Source organism: Mucilaginibacter sp. UR6-11 (genome assembly GCF_020880695.1).
Taxonomy (GTDB): Bacteria; Bacteroidota; Bacteroidia; order Sphingobacteriales; family Sphingobacteriaceae; genus Mucilaginibacter.
In genome coordinates this window covers 338075-363153 of the sequence record NZ_JAJIWO010000002.1, presented here as the reverse complement: position 1 = coordinate 363153, position 25079 = coordinate 338075, and the positions used below count along the sequence as shown (strand labels likewise).

Annotated in this window: 19 protein-coding genes; 14 read left to right on the top strand and 5 right to left on the bottom strand. The window is 46.3% G+C overall.

The features are described 5' to 3' along the window. Positions 1 to 35: 35 nt before the first annotated feature. Entirely contained in the window at positions 36 to 1178 is a 1143-nt protein-coding gene (locus LJ658_RS07015; RefSeq protein WP_230545765.1) for a TlpA disulfide reductase family protein, read from the bottom strand. 199 nt (positions 1179 to 1377) lie between these two features. Between LJ658_RS07015 and LJ658_RS07010 the strand changes: the two genes are divergently transcribed. From LJ658_RS07010 to LJ658_RS06985, 6 genes are all read left to right on the top strand, one after another. Continuing rightward, entirely contained in the window at positions 1378 to 2166 is a 789-nt protein-coding gene (locus LJ658_RS07010; RefSeq protein ID WP_230545764.1) for a succinate dehydrogenase cytochrome b subunit, read from the top strand. A gap of 86 nt (positions 2167 to 2252) precedes the next feature. After that, positions 2253 to 4187 (top strand): fumarate reductase/succinate dehydrogenase flavoprotein subunit, encoded by a 1935-nt coding sequence (locus tag LJ658_RS07005; protein ID WP_230545763.1) that lies wholly within the window; start codon positions 2253 to 2255, stop codon positions 4185 to 4187. Between the two features lie 3 nt (positions 4188 to 4190). Continuing rightward, positions 4191 to 4853, top strand: a complete 663-nt coding sequence (locus LJ658_RS07000) for a hypothetical protein (RefSeq protein ID WP_230545762.1) — start codon at positions 4191 to 4193, stop codon at positions 4851 to 4853. Between the two features lie 7 nt (positions 4854 to 4860). Further along, positions 4861 to 5655 (top strand): succinate dehydrogenase/fumarate reductase iron-sulfur subunit, encoded by a 795-nt coding sequence (locus tag LJ658_RS06995; RefSeq protein ID WP_230545761.1) that lies wholly within the window; start codon positions 4861 to 4863, stop codon positions 5653 to 5655. 142 nt (positions 5656 to 5797) lie between these two features. Beyond that, positions 5798 to 5944 carry a hypothetical protein gene (locus LJ658_RS06990; RefSeq protein ID WP_230545760.1) on the top strand — a complete coding sequence of 49 codons (147 nt, stop codon included), beginning with the start codon at positions 5798 to 5800 and terminating at the stop codon, positions 5942 to 5944. Between the two features lie 721 nt (positions 5945 to 6665). Further along, positions 6666 to 9074 carry an outer membrane beta-barrel family protein gene (locus tag LJ658_RS06985; protein ID WP_230545759.1) on the top strand — a complete coding sequence of 803 codons (2409 nt, stop codon included), beginning with the start codon at positions 6666 to 6668 and terminating at the stop codon, positions 9072 to 9074. A gap of 173 nt (positions 9075 to 9247) precedes the next feature. Here the strand turns inward: LJ658_RS06985 and LJ658_RS06980 are convergent, their stop codons facing one another. Further along, the gene (locus tag LJ658_RS06980) at positions 9248 to 10327 is read right to left on the bottom strand and encodes a serine hydrolase (protein ID WP_230545758.1); all 1080 of its coding nucleotides are present in this window, start codon (positions 10325 to 10327) and stop codon (positions 9248 to 9250) included. A 223-nt stretch (positions 10328 to 10550) separates the two neighbouring features. Between LJ658_RS06980 and bla the strand changes: the two genes are divergently transcribed. Then, on the top strand, positions 10551 to 11417 hold the full coding sequence (bla, locus tag LJ658_RS06975) for a subclass B3 metallo-beta-lactamase (RefSeq protein WP_230545757.1): 867 nt from the start codon (positions 10551 to 10553) through the stop codon (positions 11415 to 11417). Positions 11418 to 11469: 52 nt separating this feature from the next. Here bla and LJ658_RS06970 read toward each other — a convergent pair whose 3' ends face one another. Beyond that, positions 11470 to 12579, bottom strand: a complete 1110-nt coding sequence (locus tag LJ658_RS06970; RefSeq protein WP_230545756.1) for a GAF domain-containing protein — start codon at positions 12577 to 12579, stop codon at positions 11470 to 11472. Between the two features lie 395 nt (positions 12580 to 12974). On the opposite strand from LJ658_RS06970, the gene LJ658_RS06965 reads away from it, so the two are divergent. The 4 genes from LJ658_RS06965 (at position 12975) to LJ658_RS06950 (ending at position 16111) form a co-directional block, all read left to right on the top strand. After that, positions 12975 to 13592 carry an OmpA family protein gene (locus LJ658_RS06965; protein WP_230545755.1) on the top strand — a complete coding sequence of 206 codons (618 nt, stop codon included), beginning with the start codon at positions 12975 to 12977 and terminating at the stop codon, positions 13590 to 13592. A 31-nt stretch (positions 13593 to 13623) separates the two neighbouring features. Beyond that, a complete protein-coding gene (locus tag LJ658_RS06960; protein ID WP_230545754.1) occupies positions 13624 to 14376 on the top strand; it encodes a PRC-barrel domain-containing protein in 753 nt (250 codons plus the stop codon). A gap of 162 nt (positions 14377 to 14538) precedes the next feature. After that, on the top strand, positions 14539 to 15663 hold the full coding sequence (locus tag LJ658_RS06955) for a glycerate kinase (protein ID WP_230545753.1): 1125 nt from the start codon (positions 14539 to 14541) through the stop codon (positions 15661 to 15663). 118 nt (positions 15664 to 15781) lie between these two features. Then, positions 15782 to 16111: a hypothetical protein gene (locus tag LJ658_RS06950; protein WP_230545752.1), complete on the top strand. Its 330-nt coding sequence runs from the start codon at positions 15782 to 15784 to the stop codon at positions 16109 to 16111. Positions 16112 to 16151: 40 nt separating this feature from the next. On the opposite strand, the gene LJ658_RS06945 is transcribed toward LJ658_RS06950, so the two are convergent. Together LJ658_RS06945 and LJ658_RS06940 are read right to left on the bottom strand one after the other, a co-directional pair. Continuing rightward, complete coding sequence (locus LJ658_RS06945) at positions 16152 to 17393, bottom strand: hypothetical protein (protein WP_230545751.1); 1242 nt, start codon at positions 17391 to 17393, stop codon at positions 16152 to 16154. Continuing rightward, positions 17390 to 19684 (bottom strand): GH92 family glycosyl hydrolase, encoded by a 2295-nt coding sequence (locus LJ658_RS06940; protein WP_230545750.1) that lies wholly within the window; start codon positions 19682 to 19684, stop codon positions 17390 to 17392. The genes LJ658_RS06945 and LJ658_RS06940 overlap by 4 nt, the downstream gene beginning before the upstream one ends. Before the next feature lie 230 nt (positions 19685 to 19914). On the opposite strand from LJ658_RS06940, the gene LJ658_RS06935 reads away from it, so the two are divergent. The 3 genes from LJ658_RS06935 to LJ658_RS06925 all read left to right on the top strand — a co-directional run bounded on the left by LJ658_RS06935 (position 19915) and on the right by LJ658_RS06925 (position 25048). Next, a complete protein-coding gene (locus tag LJ658_RS06935) occupies positions 19915 to 22224 on the top strand; it encodes a c-type cytochrome (protein WP_230545749.1) in 2310 nt (769 codons plus the stop codon). Positions 22225 to 22328: 104 nt separating this feature from the next. Further along, a complete protein-coding gene (locus LJ658_RS06930; protein ID WP_230545748.1) occupies positions 22329 to 24092 on the top strand; it encodes an L-lactate permease in 1764 nt (587 codons plus the stop codon). Next, positions 24089 to 25048, top strand: coding sequence for a D-2-hydroxyacid dehydrogenase (locus LJ658_RS06925; protein WP_230545747.1), 960 nt, complete (start codon positions 24089 to 24091; stop codon positions 25046 to 25048). The genes LJ658_RS06930 and LJ658_RS06925 overlap by 4 nt, the downstream gene beginning before the upstream one ends. Positions 25049 to 25079 lie beyond the last annotated feature (31 nt).

Sequence of the window (25079 nt, the reverse complement as noted above, 5' to 3'; positions counted from 1 at the left end):
TTACCATAAAATATTAAAAACTAAAAATTTAGTAATTAATGTTTTTTCATGTATTCATCAACCGCCGCAGGTACGTCGGCAAAGTCGGCAATACGGGCTATGATCTTACCGCCCCCATCTAACAGGAAATAAGCCGGGATGCTTTTGATCCCCCAGGTAGCGCCGTTGGGCGAGTCGTCTCCTTTAAGATCTGATAGTTGGGTCCAGTCCATTTTATCTGATTTTACAGCCGCCAGCCATTTATCTTTATCGGTATCAAAAGAAATACTAACCACATCAAAGCCTTTGGGCTTCAACTGCAACAGCTGGGTTATAATTTGCTGATGATTATCCCGGCTCGAACCATTGCTTGACCGCCAAAAGTCAAGTAAAAAGATCTTCTTCTTCATGGCTTTGATATCCAGCTCCCTGCCATCAGGCGTGGTGCCGGTAATAGCCGGGGCCGGGCTGCCGGGCGCCAGTTTACTTAGTTCTTTAAGTTTAACTTCCAGCTGCTTACCATCATCACTGTTTCTGGCAACGGGACTGAATTTTTGAAAAAGCTTATAATAACCTACCGGGTCATTCTGATAATCTAAAGCCTTAAGCAGGTGTGCGGCAATTTCATTATCAGGATATTTAGCCATAAAGGCATTGAAAACATTCATTTCATCAACCTGGTTAGCTTTTAACTCGGCTGTTTGCAGTTTATTCAACGTATCCAGGTCTGACATTGATTTTACGCCGTTATCGCTGTTTACACCCCTCATCTGATTATTTATGGCGATGGCTCTTTGACGCGCCTCGTGCCTCAGCGAATCCCGCACATTGTTATAGGCTGATAATTGTGTCTGGGTTTCAGATGAGGAAGTGATAAGCGGGTAATCGTTGATCTTATCCTGATTGATATCAATGGTATAGGTACCGGGTTCAAGGTACACCTCGATCTCGCGCGAGCCGCCCTTCGTCGCTTTTGATGCGTAAAGCATTTTGTAATATCCGGCATACTGTAAATAAGACTTGATATTAAATTTGCCGGCTTCAATATCGGCCCTGAAAATATTGGTATTGGCCTGATCCTTTATAATAACATTGCCATAAGTTACACCTTTTGCAATACCGTTAATTTCAATATCGCCCTGCATATGCTTGCACGATGCGAATACTAGGAGTAAAAATAAAAAGCTGATGTATTTCATAACGGCATAGGTTTTTGATAAGGCCAAATTACTGCAAATTATAGTTAGCTACAAAATCAGAAACGAATATTAACAGAAAAAATACACTCTTTATTAGATTGTTTCTAAATAATGGATTGCCTGTTAATTAATAGAAACCATTTATATCTTTTGGCTTTTAATAAATACTTTTGCGTAAATATTCATTTACAATAAAATAATGAGCGAAATTAAACAAACCTTTAACTCATCGCTGGGCAAAAAGCTGATAATGGCTTTAACAGGCTTGTTTTTGTGTACATTTATTATCGTACACCTGGGCGGCAACCTGTTCCTGTTTAAAAATGACCAGGGTTATGGTTTTAATGTGTATGCCAACTTCCTGACGCATTTCCCGCCGATAGAAGTGATAGCTTACCTGCTTTACCTGGCTATATTGGTACACGCCCTTTACGCCTTAATATTAACCGTTCAAAATCGCAAGGCGCGCCCGGTTGCTTATGCATCGCAAAATAAGGCGCCGGCATCATGGTCGTCAAAAAACATGGGGCTGCTGGGTTCTATCCTGTTTTTGTTTATCGTGATCCATATGGGCGATTTTTGGTATAAATACAAATTTACCGATAGCGTAGGCTTTAAAGAATACCGCACCAACGTGCTGACCAACCAGCGTACCGTTACGGATTTTACACCTGCCGACCCAACCTTTGAACATTCATCAACCACAGAAAATGATGAGGAGATTGTCAGGGTTAAGGATCTGCACACCAAGGTGGCTGCCAGTTTCAGTAACCTCTGGTATGTTATCATCTATGTAATTGCAATGGGCAGCTTATCGTTCCACCTGCTGCATGGTTTCCAGAGCGCGTTCCAGACCTTAGGCTGGACACACCGTAAATACACACCGGTAGTAAAATTTATAGGCACTTGGTTCTTTGCGGTGATCATCCCGCTGGGATTTGCGCTGATGCCGGTGTATTATTATTATCTGCACAGTATCAGTAAATAGTTAAATAGAGTTAGATTAAGTTGAACCAGTTGATGGACTTAAGTAATTAACCAATCAACCAAATCAGCCAAAAACATAAACAAAACATGAGTTTAGATGCTAAAATTCCGCAGGGCCCATTAGCCGAAAAATGGAGCAAGCATAAATTTAACTTAAAGCTGGTTAACCCTGCCAACAAGCGTAAATACGATGTAATAGTTGTAGGTACCGGTTTAGCAGGTGCATCAGCAGCAGCATCGCTGGCCGAGTTGGGTTATAATGTAAAAGCATTTTGTTTCCAGGATAGCCCGCGCCGTGCGCACTCTATTGCTGCACAGGGTGGTATCAATGCGGCCAAAAATTACCAGAATGATGGCGACAGCGTTTACCGGTTATTTTATGATACCATTAAAGGCGGCGATTACCGCGCCCGCGAAGGCAACGTATATCGCCTGGCCGAAGTATCGGTAAATATTATAGACCAGTGCGTGGCGCAGGGCGTACCGTTTGCCCGCGAGTACGGCGGCCTGCTGGACAACCGCTCATTTGGTGGCTCGCAGGTATCACGTACGTTTTACGCACGTGGCCAAACCGGACAACAATTATTATTAGGCGCTTACTCGGCATTAAACCGCCAGATCCACAAGGGTAAGGTTAAAATGTATACCCGCAGCGAAATGCTGGACGTGGTTACCGTTGACGGCCATGCCAAGGGCATCATCACCCGTAACCTGGTTACCGGCGAAATTGATACCCATACCGGCCACGCGGTACTGCTATGTACCGGCGGTTATGGTAACGTGTTCTACCTGTCAACCAACGCCATCGGATCAAACGTTACAGCGGCCTGGCGTGCGCATAAACGCGGTGCGTTTTTTGCCAACCCCTGCTATACCCAAATACACCCAACCTGTATCCCGGTTACCGGCGATCATCAGAGCAAGCTAACGCTGATGTCTGAGTCGTTACGTAACGACGGCCGTGTATGGGCGCCTAAAACAAAAGAAGTAGCCGAGAAATTGCGCACCAAACAGATCACTGCCGCACAGGTAGCTGAAGAGGACCGCGATTATTTCCTGGAACGCAAATATCCATCATTTGGTAACCTGGTTCCGCGCGACGTGGCATCACGTAACGCTAAAGAAATGGTTGACGATGGCCGCGGCGTAGGCGGATCGGGCATTGCCGTTTTCCTTGACTTTGCTGACGCGATTAAACGTTTGGGCAAAGATGCGGTAGCCGCCAAATACGGTAACCTGTTTGATATGTACTATCAGATTACCGATGAGGACCCATATACCCAACCTATGCGCATTTACCCGGCCGTACACTATACTATGGGCGGCCTTTGGGTTGATTATAACTTAAGCACCAACGTACCGGGCCTTTATGCCCTGGGCGAGTGTAACTTTAGCGACCACGGCGCAAACCGCCTGGGCGCCTCGGCATTGATGCAGGGGCTGTCTGACGGATATTTCGTTATTCCGTTTACCCTGGGCGATTACCTGGCTACCATCGGTCCGAAACCGGTTGACGCCAGCCACCCTGCTTTTACCAAAACCAAACAGGACGTGGTTGACCGTATCAACTCATTGCTGGCTTTAAAAGGAACCAAAACGGTAAACGAATACCACCGCGACCTGGGCCACATTATGTGGGAATATTGCGGCATGGCACGTACCGAAGAGGGCCTTACCAAAGCCAAAGGGTTGATACAGGCCCTGCGTGCCGATTTCTGGAAGAACGCTTTGGTAGTTGGCGCTAACGAAGAAGTAAACGCTTCACTGGAAAGGGCCGGCCGCGTGGCCGACTTCCTGGAGCTTGGCGAACTAATGGTTGACGACGCCCTGATGCGCAAAGAATCATGCGGCGGCCACTTCCGCCTGGAATCACAGACCGAAGAGGGCGAGGCCCTGCGTAATGACGATGTATTTGCTTTCGTAGGTGCATGGCAGTACAAAGGTGATAACCAGCCGGAGGAATTGCACAAAGAAGCGCTGGACTTTGAATTTGTTCATTTAACACAGCGTAGCTATAAATAAGGAATGACCATTACAGACCCTATTTTGGTTAGACTATTGAAGCAGGCATACTCGGGCGAGAAAGCCGCGGCGTTTGCTTACCAGGGACATGCGGGTGCTGTAAGTAAGGCTGATGAGAAAACGGCTATCAAACAAATTGAGATAGACGAGTGGAATCATAGGGCCGAAGTGCTGAAAATGATGGATCTGTATAACGTGCCAACTTCAAAATGGTACGAGTTTAGGGATCATGTTATAGGTAAAACGATAAGCGCGAGTTGTTATTTGATAGGTTGGTTTATGCCATTTTACTTTGCCGGCAGTTTAGAAAGCGGTAACGTATGCGAATATGTGCGGATGAAAAGGCTTTTTAATGCCCAGGGTATTACTGAGCATGATGAGATCTTGTACGAGATGAGCCTGAAGGAAAAAGAGCACGAAGTTTACTTTTATGAACAGATAAAAAGCAATAAACTGCTCCCGTTTTTCGAACGGTTTTTTGCCTGGGGCGAGCATAAACGCAAAAACGACATTGACCTTGAACGTGGTTTTAAAATAGAAGATACAAATACATATTGCGAAGGCTTTAAAGAAAAAAATAGAATTCTTAAAAAGCCGGTAATAACTAGTGAAGAACAATTTGAGATTTTAGACGCACAGGCGTCAGATCTCACACCTCAAATTTAAAAAGAAAATGAGCGACGGAAACATGAATCTGACACTTAAGGTGTGGAGACAAAAAGACGCTAACAGCAGCGGGAAAATGGTGACTTACAAGGCCGAGAATATCTCGCCGGATATGTCATTTTTAGAAATGCTGGATGTAGTGAATGAAAGCCTTTCCCTTAAAGGGGATGAGCCCATCCATTTTGACCACGACTGCCGCGAAGGCATTTGCGGTATGTGCTCGTTATATATCAACGGCCGTCCGCATGGACCAAAACGCGCCATTACTACCTGCCAGCTGCACATGCGCAGCTTTCATGACGGCGAAACCATTACCATCGAGCCGTGGCGCGCAGCAGCTTTCCCGGTTATCAAAGACCTGGCGGTCGACCGTGCAGCGTTTGACAGGATCCAGCAGGCCGGCGGTTACGTATCGGTAAATACCGGTGGTGTGCCCGATGCCAATATCATCCCCATCCCTAAGGTTATTGCCGACGAGGCTTTCAACTCGGCCACCTGTATCGGTTGCGGCGCCTGCGTGGCAGCTTGTAAAAACGCTTCGGCTATGTTGTTCGTATCGGCCAAAGTATCGCAGCTGGGCATGTTGCCCCAGGGCCAGCCCGAGCGCTGGAGCCGCGTACAAAGCATGGTAGCCCAAATGGACGAAGAAGGCTTTGGTAACTGCACCAACACCGGCGCCTGCGAGGCTGAATGCCCTAAAGAAATCACGCTGACCAACATCAGCCGCATGAATAACGACTATTTCAGCGCCAAGCTTTTCCGCGAGGAAAAAGTGCATGACCATAGCGGCGGCGGCGAATAACGATAATTTAAACTTACAACAATTGCCAGGGGCCCGGGATATTTTCCCGGGCCTTTTTGGTTTGGCGGAACCCTAATTATTAACTCTGGCCGGCCGGGTTATTGGTGTACGCAGTAATTAATTAACACCGATATAAAGCCGGTTGGCGGTAGTAAAAAACACCTTTTTCCGGGTATTGCCGTTTTCACCGGTAGTAAAACAGGGCACTTTTCAGGTATCAGGCGCTATGCCGGTAGTAAAAAATGGTGTTTTTCGGGTATTGGGGGTTATACCGGTAGTGACATTTTAGTATAAAACTCTGATTATCAATCAAATAAATGCAATCCTTCAAAAAACAGGTAAAAATGTGTTTGAAATTTTTAGGCTGATTTACGGGCCGGCCCCAGGCGTATAGGTTACTCAAAGATACGAAAATTTGGAGAGCCGGGCGGGCGTTGTTGGCATTATTATTCTGGCGGCGCTAACTTGGCCGGTAGTCTTTAGACTACTCGCATAGTCGTCCGAAATTATAAACTTCGGACAGCGGGCAAGCGGGCATTGTTGGCATTATTATTCTGACAGCGCTAACTTGGTCCGGTAGTCTAAAGACTACGGGCATAGTCGTCCGAAGTTGCAAACTTCGGACAGTGTTAGATTGCTTCGTTCCTCGCAATGACGTGCGGTGAAGTGCGTCCGCCCAGCCCAACCTGTCCCGTCCCTTTTGCAGACGCACACCCTGCTGTTGCGTTAGTGATTGAAACGGATACCGGCCCGCGGCTAATGCCCGCGCAGTATGAGTGGAAAGCACGGGCCGGAGGCAACGCCCGAATTACAAGCCACCAACCTGGCATCATCACTTCTCCTCAAACATCCCGTGCTCCGGGTTAACCGATGGCCCGCTTAGCGTATCCCGGCTTTTAAGCTGTGAATTGTAAGCGCTTTATCAAAATCTTAAAGTTCTATGCAATATTTTAGTACTATGTGTAACATAGTACGGCCGCCTGTAGTCTAACCCCCAAAACAACTTACAGATGAAACTAAAAACAACTTTAACCTTATTACTTTGGTGCGTGGGGGTATATGCATCGCTTGCACAAAGCACCGCCGGCAGTAACATTAAAGGGCGGCTTATTGATTCGGTAACCCGGCAGCCTGCCGAATTTGTCACGGTGGCACTTAAAGACCTGAATAACCAGCAGCTAAAAACGGTTGTCGGCAAAATGGATGGCACTTTTACCATCAGTGATGTTAAGCCGGGGAAATTTATAATCAGTTTTACACTGGTTGGCTATACGGGTAAATCCATAAATATCAATACTGACGGTAACAGGCCGCTTGATTTAGGGGATGTGGTTATCAGCGCCTCGGCCACGCAAATTAAAGCTGTAGCTATAAAGGCTAACCGACCGGTTATTAAACAGGAAGCTGACCGGATTACTTACGATATACAGGCCGATGCTACCAGCAAATTCAACAATGTATTGGAGATGATGCGAAAGGTCCCGTTATTAACGGTTGATGCTGAAGATAACATCCAGTTAAGCGGCAGCCCGGCTTACCGGATCTTTATCAATGGCAAACCATCGAGCTTGTTGGAACGCAATCCAAAAGACGTCTTAAAAAGCATGCCTGCATCCAGCATCCAAAAAATCGAAGTTATCACCACACCTTCTTCCAAATATGATGCAGAAGGGTTGGCCGGCATCATTAATATCATCACCAATAAAACGATAGACGACGGCTATAACGCCAACATCAATATTAACGAACGCTTTCCGGCGGGCGGCCAGTCTGTCGGGGGATCATTTACCACCAAATCCGGTAAGTTTGGTCTGTCGGCTTTTGGCGGTGGTGGCCTGGCTAATAATCCCGTAACAACAAACGACGTTTTGCGTACCAGTAAGGATCTGTCATCAGCTCTTTTCCAGTCAGGCGACCGCAAGAGCGACAATCAGAATGCTTACCTGGGTGTGGAATTAAGTTATGAGATCGATTCGCTTAATTTGATCTCGGGGCAGTTTAATGTGAACGGAAGCAAAGGGACCGGGCGGTCGTCACAAAACTCAGTATTAGGTGAGGACGCCGCTATTACCCAGCGCTATGATCTGCTGACAGACAATGACAATAACGGGAAAGGCGCAGACCTGGCTGTCAATTATCAGAAAGGTTATCGCCGAAACAAAAATCAACTCACTACTTTTTCTTACCGGTATTATGGCTTTGCCAATAACCAAAATGCCGGTCAGCTTTTTAACAACAGGGTAAATTACGCGCTGCCCGATTTTCGCCAGGCTAATAAAAGCGTAATGAGCGAGCATACCGTGCAGTTAGATCATGTCTATCCGCTCAATAAGATCAACATTGAAGCAGGCTTAAAAGCAATTATCCGGTTTAACGAAAGCGACTTTCAGTATTTAGCCGAGGATTCAGGCGGCAATTATTTAGCCGACCCCTCAAAAACAAATACTTTTAACAACCGGCAAACTATCCTGGCCGGCTACAACTCTTATCAATATACCATCAACAATTGGTCGCTAAAAGCCGGTGTCAGGGTTGAATATACTGATATTGCTGCCGATTTTATGTCGACTGCTTCGCAGGTATCACAAAAATATTTTAACGTAGTACCTGCTGTAGCCCTAAGCCGGCGCTTTAAAACCACAGGTATTAGCTTTGGCTGGAACCAGCGCATCCAGCGCCCGGGTATCAACCAGTTAAATCCTTTTGTTGACCGGTCAAACCCCACCTTCGAAACTTCCGGCAATCCTGATCTACGCCCCACAACGGGTAACCAGGTACGATTTGGGTTTGATTGGGGCGGCAAAGGCAACCTGTTTTTTAACCTGCAGTATAATTGGATAAAGGGTCTTATCTTCCCGGTATCTTCGTATGATGAAGTAACCAATATTACCCGTACACGTTTTGAAAATACCGGAACCGCTAAGGCATTAGGAACCAATATTAACTTCAACTATCCGTTAACCCAAACCTGGAATGTTAGCCTGAACGGTGGCCTGGCACATGGCTGGGCAACCGGGGTAAGCAACGGCCAGCCAATACGCAATCATGGGTTTATGTTTAACGCCAACCTTACTTCGGGCCTGAAATTAAACAATGGCTGGCGAACCGGCATTAATATCTACGTAAATGGCGGCCAGCTTACCGTTCAGCAGCAATCAAACGCGTATATCAGCACATCGTTTAATATGAGCAAGGATATTATTAAAGATAAACTGACTTTTTCGGCCTTCACTAATAATCCGTACAAACGCTACCGCATTAACACTACCCATTCATTCGGGCCAAATTTTGACCAGGTAAGCCACGATCAGCAGAACTTCAGCTCATTCGGCGCATCCCTGAGTTATAAATTAGGAAAATTAAAAGAATCGATAAAGAAAAATAAACGGGGCATAAGTAATGACGATATAAGCAATTGATATATCATAAGGCAGTGAATAATATTAAATTTTCAAAAGATTGATAAAGGCTCCCGGTATACCGGGAGCCTTTTGTTTACCTGCCTGCATTCGTTTGCAAAGGGCGTGCATAATTTTTTGCAGCGGTTGTATCGCATTGAAAACCAGCCCGATGTTGATGTTATAGTGCCTGATTATTTAATAATTTGCCTGGCGATGTCAGCCGCGAAATCATCCAGGCTTACAGTGCCTGTATTACTTAAGATGATAATGGTTGACCCATCTTCGAGTATATGAAAGAGCATGGCCTGAGCGCCCATTATAGAACCGGGCCGCTTAACAATGGTAAACATTTTATGATTGATTTCATACTTCAGATATACCCAAACGCCCAAGCCATATTCACCAAGCCCGGAAGTAAACATTTGGTTCATAGTTTCCTGTTTTAACAATCTTCCACTAAATAAAGCGTTTGAAAATTTCAGGATATCGTCAGCTGTTGAATAGATCGCTCCTGCTGCATACCAGTTTTCCATGTATACAGGCAGGTCATTAACCAATGCTTTAAGGTCGCCCCGGTAAAAATAGGTGTCAGCCAGTTTGTCAATGATCTTGTTTTGTGACAAAAGTCCTGAACTGGCCATTTGTAAAGGCTGGAATATTTTTTCCTGTAAATTTTGTTCATAGCTTTTGCCGCTGATTTTTTCGATAACCTTTCCAAGAATAATAAAATCGGCGTTATTGTAGTCAAATTCCTTACCTGGTTCTTTGACCAAGGGGTAGCTGCAAAATTTAGTCAACAATTGATCAGAGGTAAAAGGTAACTGGTATTGTGGTATCCCGTTTCTTAAAACAGAGTCCAGCGATGCTCCGTTCTCATCAAAATTGCGCATGCCGGAAGTCATATTCAACAATTGTTTGATCGTCACTTTAATTCCGCCAGCGCCTTTATACGCGGGTAAGTAGGTCGTAATCGGTTTTTCTAAATCAATTTTTCCCTGCTCAACTAATTGCAATATCAGGACAGAAGTAAACGCTTTGGTAATGGACGCAACCTTGTATTTTGTATCGGTTGTAGTAGGCACTTTAAAGGGCAAGTTTGCAAATCCAAAGCTTTTCTTATAAATGGTCTTTGAATTTTGCTCGATAAGAATCGTTCCGTTAAAGTTATTTTTCTTTGTAAATGCCTCAATAAACTTACCGGTTTCAGAAGATTGTGCAAAAACATTTGCGCATAATGCAAACAAAGCAAAAGCCAGGACTAGTTTTTTCATGTCTCAATGGGGACCAAATGCTATGCCATTTATTCAAAATACTGATTTTTAATTAGTTGTCAACTAATTAATGGTTTTGGGTGTCCGTTTCTGATACAAACGATGTTCGGAATTATATTAAAAAAACAGTTTAGGATAAGTGACAGACAGTGGGCTCTATCATGCACTCGTTTGCAACTACGATACCCAACATCTATATTAGTCGTTATCAATATTCGTATGCATGAAAAAGTACCTGTTCCTGATCATCCTGTTAGGTGTTAACTATTTGGCCCTGGCGCAAAAAGTAGCCGAACCCTCAACAACTGCGCACCCTGAATGGTCAAAGCCTTATCCCCCTTTTCAAATTGCGGGTAACCTGTATTATGTGGGTACTTATGACCTGGCCTGCTACCTGATTGTAACGCCGAAGGGTAATATACTGATCAACACCGGGCTGGCATCGTCGGCACCGGTTATTAAAACAGGTATTGAAGCCCTGGGCTTTAAATTGGCCGACACCAAAATTCTTTTAACCACCCAGGCCCATTATGACCACATGGGCGCTATGGCGGCCATAAAGAAGCTTACCGGCGCCAAAATGATGGTGGATGCAGGCGACGCTGCCGTATTAGCCGACGGCGGCCGGTCTGATTATGCTTTGGGCAGTACAACAAGCCCCTATGCCCCTGTAAAGGCAGACCGGCTGTTACATAACGGCGATACTGTAAAATTAGGCGGTATGTCGCTGGTGGTGCTTCATCATCCGGGGCATACCAAAGGCTCGTGCAGTTTTTTGTTTGATGTGAAAGACAGCAAACGAAAGTACAGGGTGCTGATTGCCAACCTGCCTACCATTATTACGGATAAAAAATTCTCAGAGATCCCTGCGTACCCGCATATTGCCGCTGATTATGCCTATACCCTGGCAGCAATGAAAAAACTGACATTTGATATTTGGCTGGCATCGCATGCCAGCCAGTTTGGTCTTTATGATAAGCACAGGCCCGGCTCGGCCTATAATCCGGCGGCTTTTATAGACAGGAAAGGATATGATGCGCAATTAAAAGATTTGCAGGCCCAATTCACTAAAAAAATAAACGAAAAATAAAGCCGGCCGGTCTCTTATATATGTTGAACCGTCAATAGAGCCCTAAATAGTTTCAGGCAGAATTCTTGCAGCTATTGATATCTGTGCAATTAACCACTTCTTTAATTTTTTCGTCCAGTTCATTAACGGCTTCTTCCATCATTAATAAACATTCTTTTTGCGGCTTATAATCCTCACCCTTAATGATATTCATCAGGCCCATGATAGAGGCCACCGGTTTGCGGTAACCATGCGACTGGATATAGGCGATATTTAAAAGCGACTCGTTTTTGGATACGATTTCTGCTATTTGCTGTTTACTTTCGGTGATATCCGTGGCCTGGTAACTTACGCTGATAATTTTCCCATGCTCGTCTTTAACCGGTTCAAACCCTATTTTCCACCAGGCTGGCCCGGTTTCATACTCCATTAAAATTTCATAGTAGGTTGATTTTCCGCCTAACGCTTTCTTGAAAAAGTCCACAAATTTAGTTTTAAAAGACGGCCTGACATAATCAAGAACGTTAGCCCCCAGTACTACGTGTTTCAAATTTAATTTGGCAACAAAATTTTGGCAGGCCTGGTTAAAATCCAGGATCTCCAGATCCTTGCCGAGCAGCATATGACTGGACGAGGAGCTGTTAAAATACGCACGAAGCTTTTGCTCGGAAGCTATAATAATTTCTTTTTGCAATTTTACGGTTTGCAGGCTCAGTTCCAGGTCCATCAGGTTAACTACCTGTTTTGATAAGATGGCCAGTAACCTGGTTTCCCTGGCCGAAAACGAATGCGGTTTTTGATCAAATACACATAACGAACCTACATGGTAACCGTCGCTGGTGATCAGCGGCGCCCCGGCGTATGATCTGATATGGGCCGGGCCTGTAACGATTGGGTTTTCTGTAAAGCGGGAGTCTTTAAGCGCATCCGGCACAACCAATACGTCCTCGGCCTCAACCAGGTATTTACAAAATGAATTTTCGCGGCTGTTGTGGTCTATGTCCGCACCTATGGCGCATTCTATCCATTGTATGTCGTCATCCATGAGGGTGATCATGGCGATCGGTGTATTGCATATCTCAGAGGCCAGCAGCACCAGGTCATTTAACTCCTGGCTCTTACTTAAATTTAATGCTTTAAACCGCCGTACTATTTCTAATCGCTTGTGTTCTGCTTGCTCCATAAAGTATAAGTAACAGATTGAAGATTTCTGCGGGATCACACCTGCAAAAAACGAACCCTTTTGCAATTAGGCCCCCAAAAGGCGATTTAGGCCCATATTAGCCGGTAAACTTCTGGTTGACTGCATATTATTATATTCATCTTTTTTAAAACCAGTAAATTATATAGTACACCCGGCGGTAACCAATGGCGCCGGCTTTGCGCCGCGACGGCAAGAATCATTGCAGCACTATTACCCGTTGAATTTTTAATCCTATAAATTAAATATTTAATTTATAAAACATTTTCTATCCCCATCCCTTCTTTATTCACTCTGAAGGGAAATTATTTTTCTTAACGGATGGCTGCAGTAATTACTGCAGATCATTATCCATTTAAAACAAACACACACACAACATGGCACAATTAGATGTTCAACCCAAAAAGTCGGCCCCCTGGTGGATCTGGCTTTTACTGGCAATTTTCGCGATATTGGTTTTACTGCTCCTGCTAAAAGGATGTAACGGCAAAACCACCCAGGTAGTTACTGACTCTACCAGTAGTAAAGAAACTATTGCGGTAACACAACCCGACTGGAACAATGTGGATTTTAACGCACCGGCTACTACCGACCCTGATGTTACGGATAAAGATATCGCCGTTACGGGTACAGATAAATATACCATCTACACATTGGGCGAAAACATCCTGTTCGGCAGCGATAAAAACACGTTGCAGGGCAGCGCGGGTGCCAAGCTTAAACAGATAGCGGCTTCATTAAACAAACGCTTTAACGGTGCGCCTATAGCCATTTACGGCAATACCGATTCAACCGGTACAGGCCAACACAATGCCGACCTGGGCGGATGGCGCGCAGTAGCGGTTAAAAACTGGCTGGTAGCCAACGGGCTTGACTCAACCAAAGTATCATTACACACGTTTGGCGAAAGTAAACCGGTAGCAAGTAATGCAACCGCAAGCGGCAGGCAACAAAACCGTAATGTGCAGATAGTTGCCTTTCCGGACCATAAATAATCAAGAGGGAAATTACTTAAAATTTAAAGACATGAGTTTCGACAATAATAATGAAGCATATAGATCAACCCACCTGGAAGAACTAAGTGGTAGTGGTTACGAGATAGTAGACGGCGAACCGGATATAAAAAACTGGGACGTAAAAAATGAGCAGGGCTTAAAAATTGGCGAGGTAGCCGAAATGCTGTTCGACCCGCAGGCGCGCAAAGTGCGTTATTTGGTTGTTAGCCTTGAAGACAGTGAAATAGATGTCACCGACGGAAAAAACGTGCTGATACCGATAGGTATAGCCCAGTTATATAGCAGCAGCAATGATTTAAGCGAAGCAGTGGCCGGCACAGATGGCAGCACCGTTAATAGCGTTACCGTGATTGACCCCGTAGATCATTCGGCCGTTATTTATGAAGGTAACGAAAGCGGCATGTACAACCCTGCTTATGATGGAAATGTAGTAATTATACCGGCAACAGCAGCCCAGCTGGTTTTATTGCCGGGCTATGTACCCGGTAGTGTAAGCCCTGAAATGGAGTTAGCTACCAGGCATGCGTTTGAAGGATCGGCAACTACGCTGGTGTATGATCGTAACGGGTTTTATAACCACGATTATTTTGATGTGGACCGGTTTTATGACCGTGGCGCAACTACCAGGTCAAACTTGCCCGTAAGCGAAGGCAGCCTTGACCAAAGTGCAATTGGCGGAGAAGCAACCGATCCGGCTGTGAAAAACCCCTTTGATGCTTCTATTGAAAAAGAAGAACCGGGTTTAGGCAAAATCGGCTACTAAACAGAAAAGTACCATAATTAAAAACCATAGTTTTTTTGACGAAGGCAGGCCTTAAACGGTTTGCAGATGAGTTAAAAAGATTATGGTTTTTTTATTGCCCTAATTTATTCGCTTTGCGGATGAGGTGATACATAATATAGCAAAATACGCTTAGTTTAGCGTATGAATATTTTGATCGCCCCCAACGCCTTTAAAAACAGCCTTGATGCGCAAGGCGTTGCAGCGGCAATAGCATCCGGGTTGAAACAGAGTAAGCTGGATTGTAATTGCCGGCTTTTCCCGGTTGGCGATGGCGGCGACGGCACAGGCGACCTGCTGATTAAACACCTGGGCGGCGAGTTAATCAATGTGGCTGTACATGATGCCTACGGCCACCAGATAACGGCGGCTTTCGGGCTGGTTGATAACGGACAGACAGCGGTTATTGAAATGGCGGCGGCATCAGGTTTGAGGTTGTTGGATGCCGGTGACCTGCATCCGATGCTGGCTACCAGCACCGGCACCGGTGAGCTGATTGAAGCAGCGCTTGATAAGGGCGTTAACAAAATCATTATCGGGATGGGCGGTTCGGCAACGGTAGACGGTGGCGCCGGTATTTTAAACGCACTGGGTATTAATTTTCTTGCCGGTGACGGGGCAATTTTGAAACCTGTGCCCGAAGCGCTTATTAACCTTAAGCAAATTGATACAACCGGTTTAGATAAGCGCATTTTGGATTGTGAAATCATCGTTTTGTGCGATGTTGACAGTACGCTGTTAGGCGACCGGGGCGCTGCCGCGGTTTTTGGGCCGCAGAAAGGGGCTACGGGGGCTGAGGTTGTACAGCTTGACCGGATGCTTACCAATTTTGCCGCCATTGCATTGCAGCAAACCGGTAAAGATATGACTACAATTAAGCACAGTGGTACCGCAGGTGGTGCCGCCGCCGGGTTATTTGCATTTATAAATGCCAAACTGGTTAGCGGTGCCGATAGCTTTTTAAACCTCACCGGTTTTGATGCAGCACTGCAAAATACCGACCTGGTAATTACCGGTGAGGGCAGCATTGACGAGCAAACTTTGCAAGGCAAGGCACCCGCCGTAGTGGCGTCGCGGGCAAAAAAAAGAAACATTAAGGTGGTTGGTTTAGCCGGGATAGTGCCATCTGAACCGATCAGGGCATTAAACCAATATTTTGATATTTTGCTTGCAATTAATAAGAATACTGACGATCTGCAAACCGCGCTAAAAAACACCCGCGAAAACCTGGAGCACACTGCCTTACAGTTGGGCAACTCCCTTGCTTAAAACCCGACCCGCCGTACCCTGATTTTTTCTTTTAAGGCAGCTTATAACCTGCTGACAACGTAAAGTTGTAAGGTGGCATGTTAATTGCATTTATATCTGTACTTAATTTTTATATCTTATGATTCAGGCACATATTAATAGTCAAACCTATTTCTTTACTGTAAATCATATCACAAGAGAAGACGAACATCAATTGATATACGGTATTCGTTTAAACAATACCAATTACCTTTTAAGGAAAACATCGGGGATTAGCGATGCTGTTCAGGCAGACAACCATACGCCGTTAGCTGACAACATTATGCAAGAATTAAACGACGTAATAACAGCCGTCGAGATCAAGCATAAAAAGCGGCTGTCCCTGGCCAACATTAATAAAGAGATCTTTAGCATTCTTGTCCGGCTGCGAAGCATGGGGATCAATAAATTCACCACATCACTGATATAATAAAAAAAGCCGCTTATCTATAAGCGGCTTTTTTTTATGGTTATTTTTCTGTACCGGCTGCCCATATATCACGGATGGTATCCTCATCACCGTACCCGTCAGGTACGGCAGTACCGGGGTTGTTGGCATAATACCAGCGTTTTTTATCAATTGGCGAGGTTGTCTGCCGCCCGCCCGGCATTTCCACATGGCCGTTAGGGTCGGTTTTCTTTACCCAATCATAGGCATAATGCAACCAGTTTTGCCGATATGCCGCCGGCTGATGAGCAAACCAGCTTATTTCATCATATCCCCATACCCAGATAGAAAGACCTGCTGCTTTTGCCTGGCTGGGTTGCTTGCTTACACCATAGTTATCAAACTCAACCAGGTATGGCAAATGTTCGCAGCTCCACCCACTGGGAGTAATGCCGCCTTTACTGCGTAAAAACAAGGCGTCAGTATGGCCAACTTCCAGTTTTGCCTCTTCGGGCCTGTCCGGAATTTCTTTTATCCTTAGCGGGAACGCATGTACATCCATTAATAAATGCCCGTCCTTCACAAAGCCGCCGCCCGGTACATGCGAATCGCAGATCACCATTTTACGGCGGGCATGTTTGTGGGCATAATCACGTATCAGCCCCAGTATCTGTGCGTAATGGTCAAGGTTTTTATCATTTTTATTCATCAGCTCTACCTGGCCAAAATGCAGCCCCTCAATACCCGCATTAATATAGGACGCCCCCAGGTAATAGAAAAACAATTTTGTTTCGTTCTGACTTACATCGGGTACCGAACCGCGGCCCCATTGCCCTTTAAATTTCCCATCGGGATACAACATCGCATCGTAGCTGAAATTCCGTTTTTCCACGGGCAGGTTCAGCGCCTTAAAGGCCCATTCAGGGACCGCCAGCTCATTTACCTGCGGTGTTACGATCTCAAAAATACATGCCTGCAAAATAATATCCGGATCAGCAGCGTGTACCCTGGCGGCCAGCTCTTTTTCCTTGACCAGGTTTTTAGGGATCTCTGCCTCCTGGCCCCACTGGCACACGGCCCGGCCAATAAATTTGGCGCCGATGTTTTTGATCATCCTTAAATTATCATCAAAATTGCCCTGGCCAATCAACAGGCTTTGCATGGTAACGGACCGGTCCAGGTAGTTTTCAAGCACTTCGCGCGAAATCGTTTTCCTGAATTTATAATCCGGTTTGGGGGTATGGGCAAAAGCCACGGTAAATCCGGTAAGGCAAAGCAGAAAGACAAATAGTTTTCTTAAAGCCGGTCCGGTTTCCTTGATCATGATCCTATCCCCCACTGTTTATTCGGCTTCGATCCCATAACAAACTCTAAAACACCGCCGGCCAATATCTGCTGATGACTGATATAACATTTGTTATAAGGTTTGCCGTTTAGTTTGGCTGATTGAATATAAACATTGGCCGGCGAATTGCCTTTGGCAACTATGGTAAATATTTTACCCGTAGCGCCTGCGCGGATAGCAACCCTGCTAAACGTCGGGCTAAATATCTCATATCGCGGATCGCCCGGCGTAGCCTGGTGCAGGCCACTGGCTGCCAAAACATACCAGGCCGACATCTGGCCCACGTCCTCATTACCAACCAATCCTTCAACCCCGGTTGTGTAGCCGTTAACGCAAATTTTGCGCACCCATTTTTGGGTTAGCCACGGGGTACCCAGCCGGTTAAACAGGAAAGGCACTAAATGCACCGGTTCATTGGCCTGGTTATAGTAATCGTTCCACGTAAAATTTTCTGGTGTGTTTTCAAAAAACGAGTTCAGGTCGGCTATGGTTTTTTCGCGGCCACCCATTAGTTCCGCCATCCCGTCAATATCATGCGGCACAAACCAGCCCTGCTGATACGGGTTACTTTCAACCGTGCCATAGTCCTGTTGCAGCCGGCCTCTCTTCGGCCATGGCGCCCAGGTACCGTCGGCATTCTTCGGCCTGAACCAGCCTTTCTCAGGGTCGAAGATCTGTTTATAGGTTTGCCCCCTGTCGGCATACAATTTAACGTCCTCCGGGTGCCCCAGCCAGGTTGCCAGTTTTGACATGCACCATTCATCAAACCCATATTCTAATGTTGTTGAAATATCCATGGCATGCGGCCCGGGCTTATTACCAAACTTCTCAACCGTATTGCACGAATATTTATAAGCTTTCTGCAGATCAAAATTACGGATGCCTTTGCTGTACGCATCAGCAATTACCGGCAGCGCGGGGTTACCCACCATGCACCCGGAGTAAGCATTTAAAAGCTCCCACCTTTCCAGGTAGTTATTGCCGCTTTGGCCGGCAATCTCAATCAATGAGTTCACCATATCGCTCACTACTGACGGATTGATAATGGTCTGCAACGGAAACTGGCTCCTGAATACGTCCCAGCCGCTAAATACCGACCGCTTGGTAAATTTGCTGGTATGGTGCGGCTTCATATCGGCGCCCATATAGGTGCCGTCCACATCACTTGTCGCGCGCGGGTCAATCATGGTATGGTATAAAGCAGTATAAAAAACCGTCTTCTGGGCCTCGGTACCGCCGGCTATGCTAATCTGCGACAGGCTTTTGTCCCATAAAGCTTTGGTTTGCGCGCGTGTCTTATTAAAATCCCAGGCAGGTATTTCAGTGGTTAAGTTAAGTTTGGCACCGGCCGTGCTTGAAAAGGATATGCCGGCTTTCATCAATACAACCTCTCCGGGGCTGGTGGCAAATTCGGTATAAAAACCAAGGTGCTTGCCCTGTTGCTGCTTAATGCCGGGCAGGATTGCCGCTTTTGCAATCAGCGAATCATATTTCAGGCTGGTAACGCTCTCGCTTTTACGCGAAATACCATCCGGGATATCGGCACGCCAAACCCCGTAGTTTTTAAGCGGTTTACTAAACTGCGCATAAAAATAAACGGTATAGTCGGCTTTGCCTGCTCCGTCGCCCCAACCGCCGCCGTCGGGCGTGCATTTCATCCAGCCCTCAATGGTATGGTCATCAACCACTTTAATATATTGTTCAGTTGATGTGCCCCCAACCCGGCGCGCCAGATCTATCTGGATGCGTGACTGGTGGTTTGCGGGGAACGTAAACCGCATAATGCCGCTATGCGGCGCCGCAGTAACCTCGGTACGGATCTTATAGTCGGTAAGGGTGGCGGCGTAGTAACCTGCCTTGGCCACCTCATCCTTCTTACTGTATTTTGAGCGATAGCCCGGTAGTTCTGTATGCCGGCCGGCAACAACATGCAACGGGCCGGTTGTGGGCGTAACTAAAAAGTTGCCCAAGTCGCCGTACCAGCCAATGCCGCTCATTTGCGTAAAGGCAAAGCCCTCTATATATTCCATTTCGTAGCTGTAGCCCGGGCCGTTATCGCCACCGGTTATGGTATTGGGGCTTACCTGCACCAAACCAAAAGGCGTAGCGGCGCCGGGGAAGGTTTTGCCCAGGCCATGTAAAACGCCTGCTTCAGCAGCGCTGGTGCTGCATCCAATAAACGGGTCAACATAGTCGGCAGGCGTTTTTGTTTGTGCCGATAAACGCATGGTGAAAGCTATCGCGATAGCGCAAATGATTACTTTTTTCATTTATAATTGGTTTGTACTGATAGGTTTGATTAGTGCTAATGTCGGTAAAAAAAATCAGCCAAAAGGCTGCTGGTCTTACCCGTGCAAAGTAAAATAATTATTACGAAACTAATTTCCCGGCCAAATTTCTGTTTTAGTGATAAAATAGAACCATTTTTATAAAAAATTAAGCGTTATTTATTCCGAGCTTGTGTATACAACCTGTATACATAACCAATTAACCCACACGCATGAAAAAGTATAGTTATATCATGTTACTACTGCTTGCGGCCGGTGTTTTGTACCAATGTACAACACATAAGTTGCTGGCCGTTGCTACTAATCCGCCAAAGGCCGATATCAGTTCCTCGCCGGTTGTACCCGCCGATCAATCGATCAGCAAAATGAAACTTGAGCCTGGCATGGCCATCTCGCTGGTCGCCTCAGAACCGTTGATCAGTACCCCCGTTGCCATTACGTTTGATAAAAAGGGCCGTATCTGGGCACTGGAGATGGAGGATTATATGCCGGACACCGCCGGCCATGGTGAAGACGTACCCAACGCTAAAGTGGTTATATTAACCGATAAAAATAAAGACGGCGTGATGGATACCCGTAAAGTGGTTATTGATTCGCTGGTGATGCCGCGCGCCTTCTGTTTGATTGAAAACGGCATATTGGTTGCAGAGCCGCCCCGCCTTTACTACTATGAACTGGCTAACGACAAACCGGTTAAAAGAACTTTGGTAGATGCAAAATATACCGACGGCGGTAATGTAGAGCATCAGCCAAATGGTTTATATCGCGGTTTGGATAACTGGATCTACAATGCCAACTCGGCCAAAAGATACCGCAAAAAGGGTGATAAATGGCTGATAGAAACCGCACATGAAAAGGGCCAGTGGGGCATAACGCAGGACGACCAGGGCCGCATGTATGCCAATGATAACTCAACCAATCTCGACGGCGATTATTTTCCGCCCGGCCTGGGCCTGACCAATAAAAACCAAAAAAGCCTGGCCGGTTTTAACGAACGCACGGTTGCAGATAACCGCACTTTCCCCATACGCCCTACACCGGGGGTAAACCGTGGTTATATGAAAGGCATTCTGGATGACAGCCTGCGCCTGGTAAACTTTACCGCAGCCTGCGGGCCGATGATCTATCGCGGTGGGTTATTCGGGCCCGGTTACGCTTTCAATGCCTTTGTTGCCGAACCGTCTGCCAACCTGATCAAACGGGATATCCTGACAGAAAAAGGCAATGTGGTTAAGGGCCGCGAAGCTTATCATGGCCGTGAATTCCTGGCCAGTGTTGATGAGCGTTTCCGCCCGGTAAGTTTGTACGACGGACCGGATGGCGCATTATACATCGTTGATATGTACCGGGGGATAATACAGCACCGCACCTACTTAACACCCTATTTAAAAAACGAGATAGACAAACGGCAGTTAACTAAACCGCTTTCATGCGGCAGGCTGTATAAAGTTTATCCGGCAGGAAAAAAACCGGTAAATGTTACTTTCCCGGATGACCCTTTAAAGCTGGTTGACCTTTTGGGAAACCCTAACGGCTATGTACGCGACAAAGCGCAGCAACTACTGGTTGACAGCAAACCACAGCAGGCAATCGCCGCGTTGCGCGGGGCGCTCAAATCAACCAACCCGCTGCTGGTTACGCATGCTTTATGGACATTAGAGGGTTTTGGCGCCCTACAGGCCGGCGAGGTTCTGGCTTTGCTAAAATCAGCGCAATGGAATATCCGCATGCAGGCATTAACCGTATCGCCAACCGTGATCGGCCAAAATAATTACCGGGAGTTTGCAGGCCTGTTAGCGCAAATGGTTAATGATACCACCGCCGCGCCTTACGTTGGCTTTGTAACCAATTCTATCCAGCCGTTTGACAGGAAAGCTGCCGACAATATCCTGTTTAGCCTGGCAAAAAAACATCCTAAAAATATTTATGTGTCTGATGCCATTGTGTCAAACCTGCAGGGCCGGGAAGAGGCTTTCCAAAAACAAATGCTAACCTATCTGCCCGATACCAGCCTTACTATTAATAAACGGATAGACCGGGTAGTTACAGCCATTGAGGAGGCCAAACTAAACAGCGACCCTAAACTAATGGCCAAGTATTATCCCAAAGGGGTGGCCATGTATGGCACCGTTTGTAAAACCTGCCATGGCGACGACGGGAACGGTATAAAATCATTGGCCCCGCCATTAAATAAATCAGAAATTGTGAACGGCAACAAGATCACCATGATCTCTATCTTGTTAAAAGGGCTAACCGGGCCGGTTAAGGTTGCAGGCCATTTATACCAGGCCCCCGAAATTGGCGGCGAAATGCCCGGCTTTGCCGACAATAAGGATTTTACGGATGATGACCTGGCACAGGTGATGAATTTTGTGCGCCGTTCATGGCAAAACAAGGGCGACAAGGTTACCTCCGCCGATGTAAAAGCCACGCGCACCAGATTAGCGGCCAGGCAAAAATCATTTACTATAGATGAACTGGTTACACCCGCAAAAGCTGATCCGTCGATAAAAACAAACTAAGCAACCAAACAACGCTGCTGTTTTAACGGCGGCTGATCCGCAATGCAAAGTGTGAATAGGTGATTATGATCTAAATAATTATTAGATTTATTTCACCAATTACCATGACCTGGATACAGCCCGTTGATCCCCTTCATAACCTTACGCTGTCCGCACTGGTTGCGATAGTGCCCGTATTGGTTATTTTCTGGGCGCTCATCATCAAAAAAACAAAGGGCTATAAAGCCAGTTTAATGGCTTGCGCTGTTGCCACCCTGATAGCATTAACGGTTTATGGCATGCCGGCAAAACTGGCGTTTCTATCAATAGCCAATGGCGCGCTGTACGGGTTCTTTCCCATCTGCTGGATTGTAATAAGCGCGGTATTCCTGTTTAACCTCACCGTTAAAAGCGGCCAGTTTGAAATCATTAAACATTCTATGGCAACCATAACTGCCGACAGGCGGTTGCAGGCCATCTTAATTGCGTTTTCGTTCGGTGCATTTTTAGAGGGTACCGCGGGCTTTGGTGCACCCGTGGCTATTACGGCCGCCATGTTGGTTGGCCTGGAGTTTGACGCCTTGTATGCCACTGGTTTATGCCTGGTTGCCAACACTGTACCTGTGGCCTTTGGTTCGGTAGGGATCCCTATTGCTGTGGCTTCGCAGGTATCGGGTTTGCCCGAGATGCAGATCTCACAAATGATTGGCCGAACCCTGCCCCTGTTATCATTAATAACGCCGCTTTATCTTGTTATACTGATGTCCGGCTTTAAAAAAGCCATGGAAGTGTTCCCGGCTATTCTTATTTCGGGCGGGTCATTTGCCCTGTTGCAGTTTTTTACGGCTAATTTTATTGGCCCGGCGTTGCCGGATATTATCGCGGGTATTGGTTCCATAGTAGTTTTAGTGGTGTTTTTAAGGTTCTGGAAACCAACAACTATCTGGCGTTTCAAAAACGAGAAGCCGCCGCTTGCAATCGTAAAAGACGCCTATTCATTGAACCAGATCATTACCGCCTGGGCGCCATTTTTATTGTTAACCATCATTATCCTTACCTGGGGGCTACCGCCTGTAAAAGAATTTTTAAACGCCAGGGGGCAATGGCAGTTTGCATTTCCCGGTTTACATAATGCTATAGCCGATTCAAAAGGCATACCCTTATCGCACATTTTTAAATTCAATTATTTATCGGCAGCGGGCACCGCGGTATTTCTGGCGGCCTTGGCAGCTATACCGGTAGTGGGTTTAACTTTTAGCCGGGGATTAAAAGTATTTGGCGAAACGATGAACCAACTGAAGTTGCCTATTGTTACCATCATGTCGGTTTTAAGCTTTGCCTATATGGTTAATGATTCGGGCATTACTACAACCATAGCGTTATTGCTCGCCAATACGGGCCCGTTATTTCCTTTCTTTGCACCGGTGTTAGGCTGGCTGGGCGTTTTTATCACGGGATCAGATACGGCGTCGAACGCTTTATTTGCCAGGCTGCAATACGTAACCGCAACCCGGATAGGTGTAGCGCCGGTGGTTACCGTAGCGGCCAACTGCTCGGGCGGGGTGGTTGGTAAAATGATATCCCCGCAATCTATAGCAGTTGCGGCAGCGGCCGGTAACCTGGTAGGTAAAGAATCGGCACTATTTAGATTTACCCTAAAGCATAGCTTTATTATCCTGTTGTTTTTAAGTTTGCTGGTTTTAGGACAGGCGTATTGGTTTACGGGGATAATCCCGGTAGCTGCGCCGGTTAGTGCGTTAAATGCTTTACCTTTAAAAGCGGCTTTGCCGGGTTATGTATGGCTAATACTAACAGCTTTGATCATTGCTGTTTTTATTATTTTGCTTAAGCTAACTGGTGAAAAGGACCGGCAAAAAAAGATCTTATGAAGATAGTAGTACTGGACGGATATACACTTAACCCCGGCGACCTGTCATGGGATGCCTTAACGCAATTGGGCGAAGTTGCGATCCATGACCGCACGCCCTATAATGATATAGCCGCGCGCTGCGCGGGGGCCGCTGTGGTGTTAACCAACAAAACCCCGCTTGATGAAGCTACGCTTAACCAGCTTCCTGACCTTAAATACGTTGGCGTACTGGCCACCGGTTATAACATTGTTGATACCGCCGTGTGCAAACAAAAAGGCATTGTGGTAAGCAATGTGCCGGGGTATGGTACCGGCGCGGTGGCACAGTTTGTTTTTGCGTTGTTATTGGAACTGTGCCTGCACGTGCAAAAACACAGCGACGAAGTGATGAACGGCAAGTGGGCCCGCTCGGTTGATTTTTGTTTTTGGGATTACCCGCTAGTTGAGCTGGCGGGCAAGACCCTGGGCATTATCGGTTTTGGCACCATCGGCCAAAAGGTTGCAGATATTGCCGCCGCATTTGACATGAATGTTATGGCAACCGGCAGGCGGCAAACAGATCAGTCGCACCGCAAAAATTTTAAATGGGTAAATTTGGATGAGCTGCTGCAACAGGCCGATGTGATCAGCATCCATTGCCCCCTAACTCCCGAAACCCAGGGATTGATCAATGCTGAAAATTTAAAGAAGATGAAGCCATCCGCTTTTTTAATTAATACATCGCGCGGACCGATTGTTAATGACGCCGATCTGGCCGATGCATTAAATAATAATATCATTGCCGGTGCCGGTATAGATGTGCTGTCAAAAGAACCGCCCCTTGCCGATGACCCCATTTTTACCGCCAAAAACTGCATCGTTACGCCGCATATTGCCTGGGCGGCCAAAGAAGCGCGGGGCCGGTTAATGGCCACGGTTATCAGTAATCTTAATGCGTTTATAGCGGGGCAACCGGTTAATGTTATAAATAATTAAATTTCTTGAAACATATTAGTTTTCAATGGGT

Excerpts from the sequence above, each read along its gene's own strand:
- LJ658_RS06935 (WP_230545749.1), top strand. The coding sequence starts at position 19,915 with ATGAAAAAGTATAGTTATATCATGTTACTACTGCTTGCGGCCGGTGTT.
- LJ658_RS06995 (WP_230545761.1), top strand. The coding sequence starts at position 4,861 with ATGAGCGACGGAAACATGAATCTGACACTTAAGGTGTGGAGACAAAAA.
- LJ658_RS07015 (WP_230545765.1), bottom strand. The coding sequence starts at position 1,178 with ATGAAATACATCAGCTTTTTATTTTTACTCCTAGTATTCGCATCGTGC.
- LJ658_RS07000 (WP_230545762.1), top strand. The coding sequence starts at position 4,191 with ATGACCATTACAGACCCTATTTTGGTTAGACTATTGAAGCAGGCATAC.
- LJ658_RS06960 (WP_230545754.1), top strand. The coding sequence starts at position 13,624 with ATGAGTTTCGACAATAATAATGAAGCATATAGATCAACCCACCTGGAA.
- LJ658_RS07005 (WP_230545763.1), top strand. The coding sequence starts at position 2,253 with ATGAGTTTAGATGCTAAAATTCCGCAGGGCCCATTAGCCGAAAAATGG.
- LJ658_RS06970 (WP_230545756.1), bottom strand. The coding sequence starts at position 12,579 with ATGGAGCAAGCAGAACACAAGCGATTAGAAATAGTACGGCGGTTTAAA.
- LJ658_RS06985 (WP_230545759.1), top strand. The coding sequence starts at position 6,666 with ATGAAACTAAAAACAACTTTAACCTTATTACTTTGGTGCGTGGGGGTA.
- LJ658_RS06965 (WP_230545755.1), top strand. The coding sequence starts at position 12,975 with ATGGCACAATTAGATGTTCAACCCAAAAAGTCGGCCCCCTGGTGGATC.
- LJ658_RS06980 (WP_230545758.1), bottom strand. The coding sequence starts at position 10,327 with ATGAAAAAACTAGTCCTGGCTTTTGCTTTGTTTGCATTATGCGCAAAT.
- LJ658_RS06955 (WP_230545753.1), top strand. The coding sequence starts at position 14,539 with ATGAATATTTTGATCGCCCCCAACGCCTTTAAAAACAGCCTTGATGCG.
- LJ658_RS06930 (WP_230545748.1), top strand. The coding sequence starts at position 22,329 with ATGACCTGGATACAGCCCGTTGATCCCCTTCATAACCTTACGCTGTCC.
- bla (WP_230545757.1), top strand. The coding sequence starts at position 10,551 with ATGAAAAAGTACCTGTTCCTGATCATCCTGTTAGGTGTTAACTATTTG.
- LJ658_RS06950 (WP_230545752.1), top strand. The coding sequence starts at position 15,782 with ATGATTCAGGCACATATTAATAGTCAAACCTATTTCTTTACTGTAAAT.
- LJ658_RS06945 (WP_230545751.1), bottom strand. The coding sequence starts at position 17,393 with ATGATCAAGGAAACCGGACCGGCTTTAAGAAAACTATTTGTCTTTCTG.
- LJ658_RS06925 (WP_230545747.1), top strand. The coding sequence starts at position 24,089 with ATGAAGATAGTAGTACTGGACGGATATACACTTAACCCCGGCGACCTG.
- LJ658_RS07010 (WP_230545764.1), top strand. The coding sequence starts at position 1,378 with ATGAGCGAAATTAAACAAACCTTTAACTCATCGCTGGGCAAAAAGCTG.
- LJ658_RS06940 (WP_230545750.1), bottom strand. The coding sequence starts at position 19,684 with ATGAAAAAAGTAATCATTTGCGCTATCGCGATAGCTTTCACCATGCGT.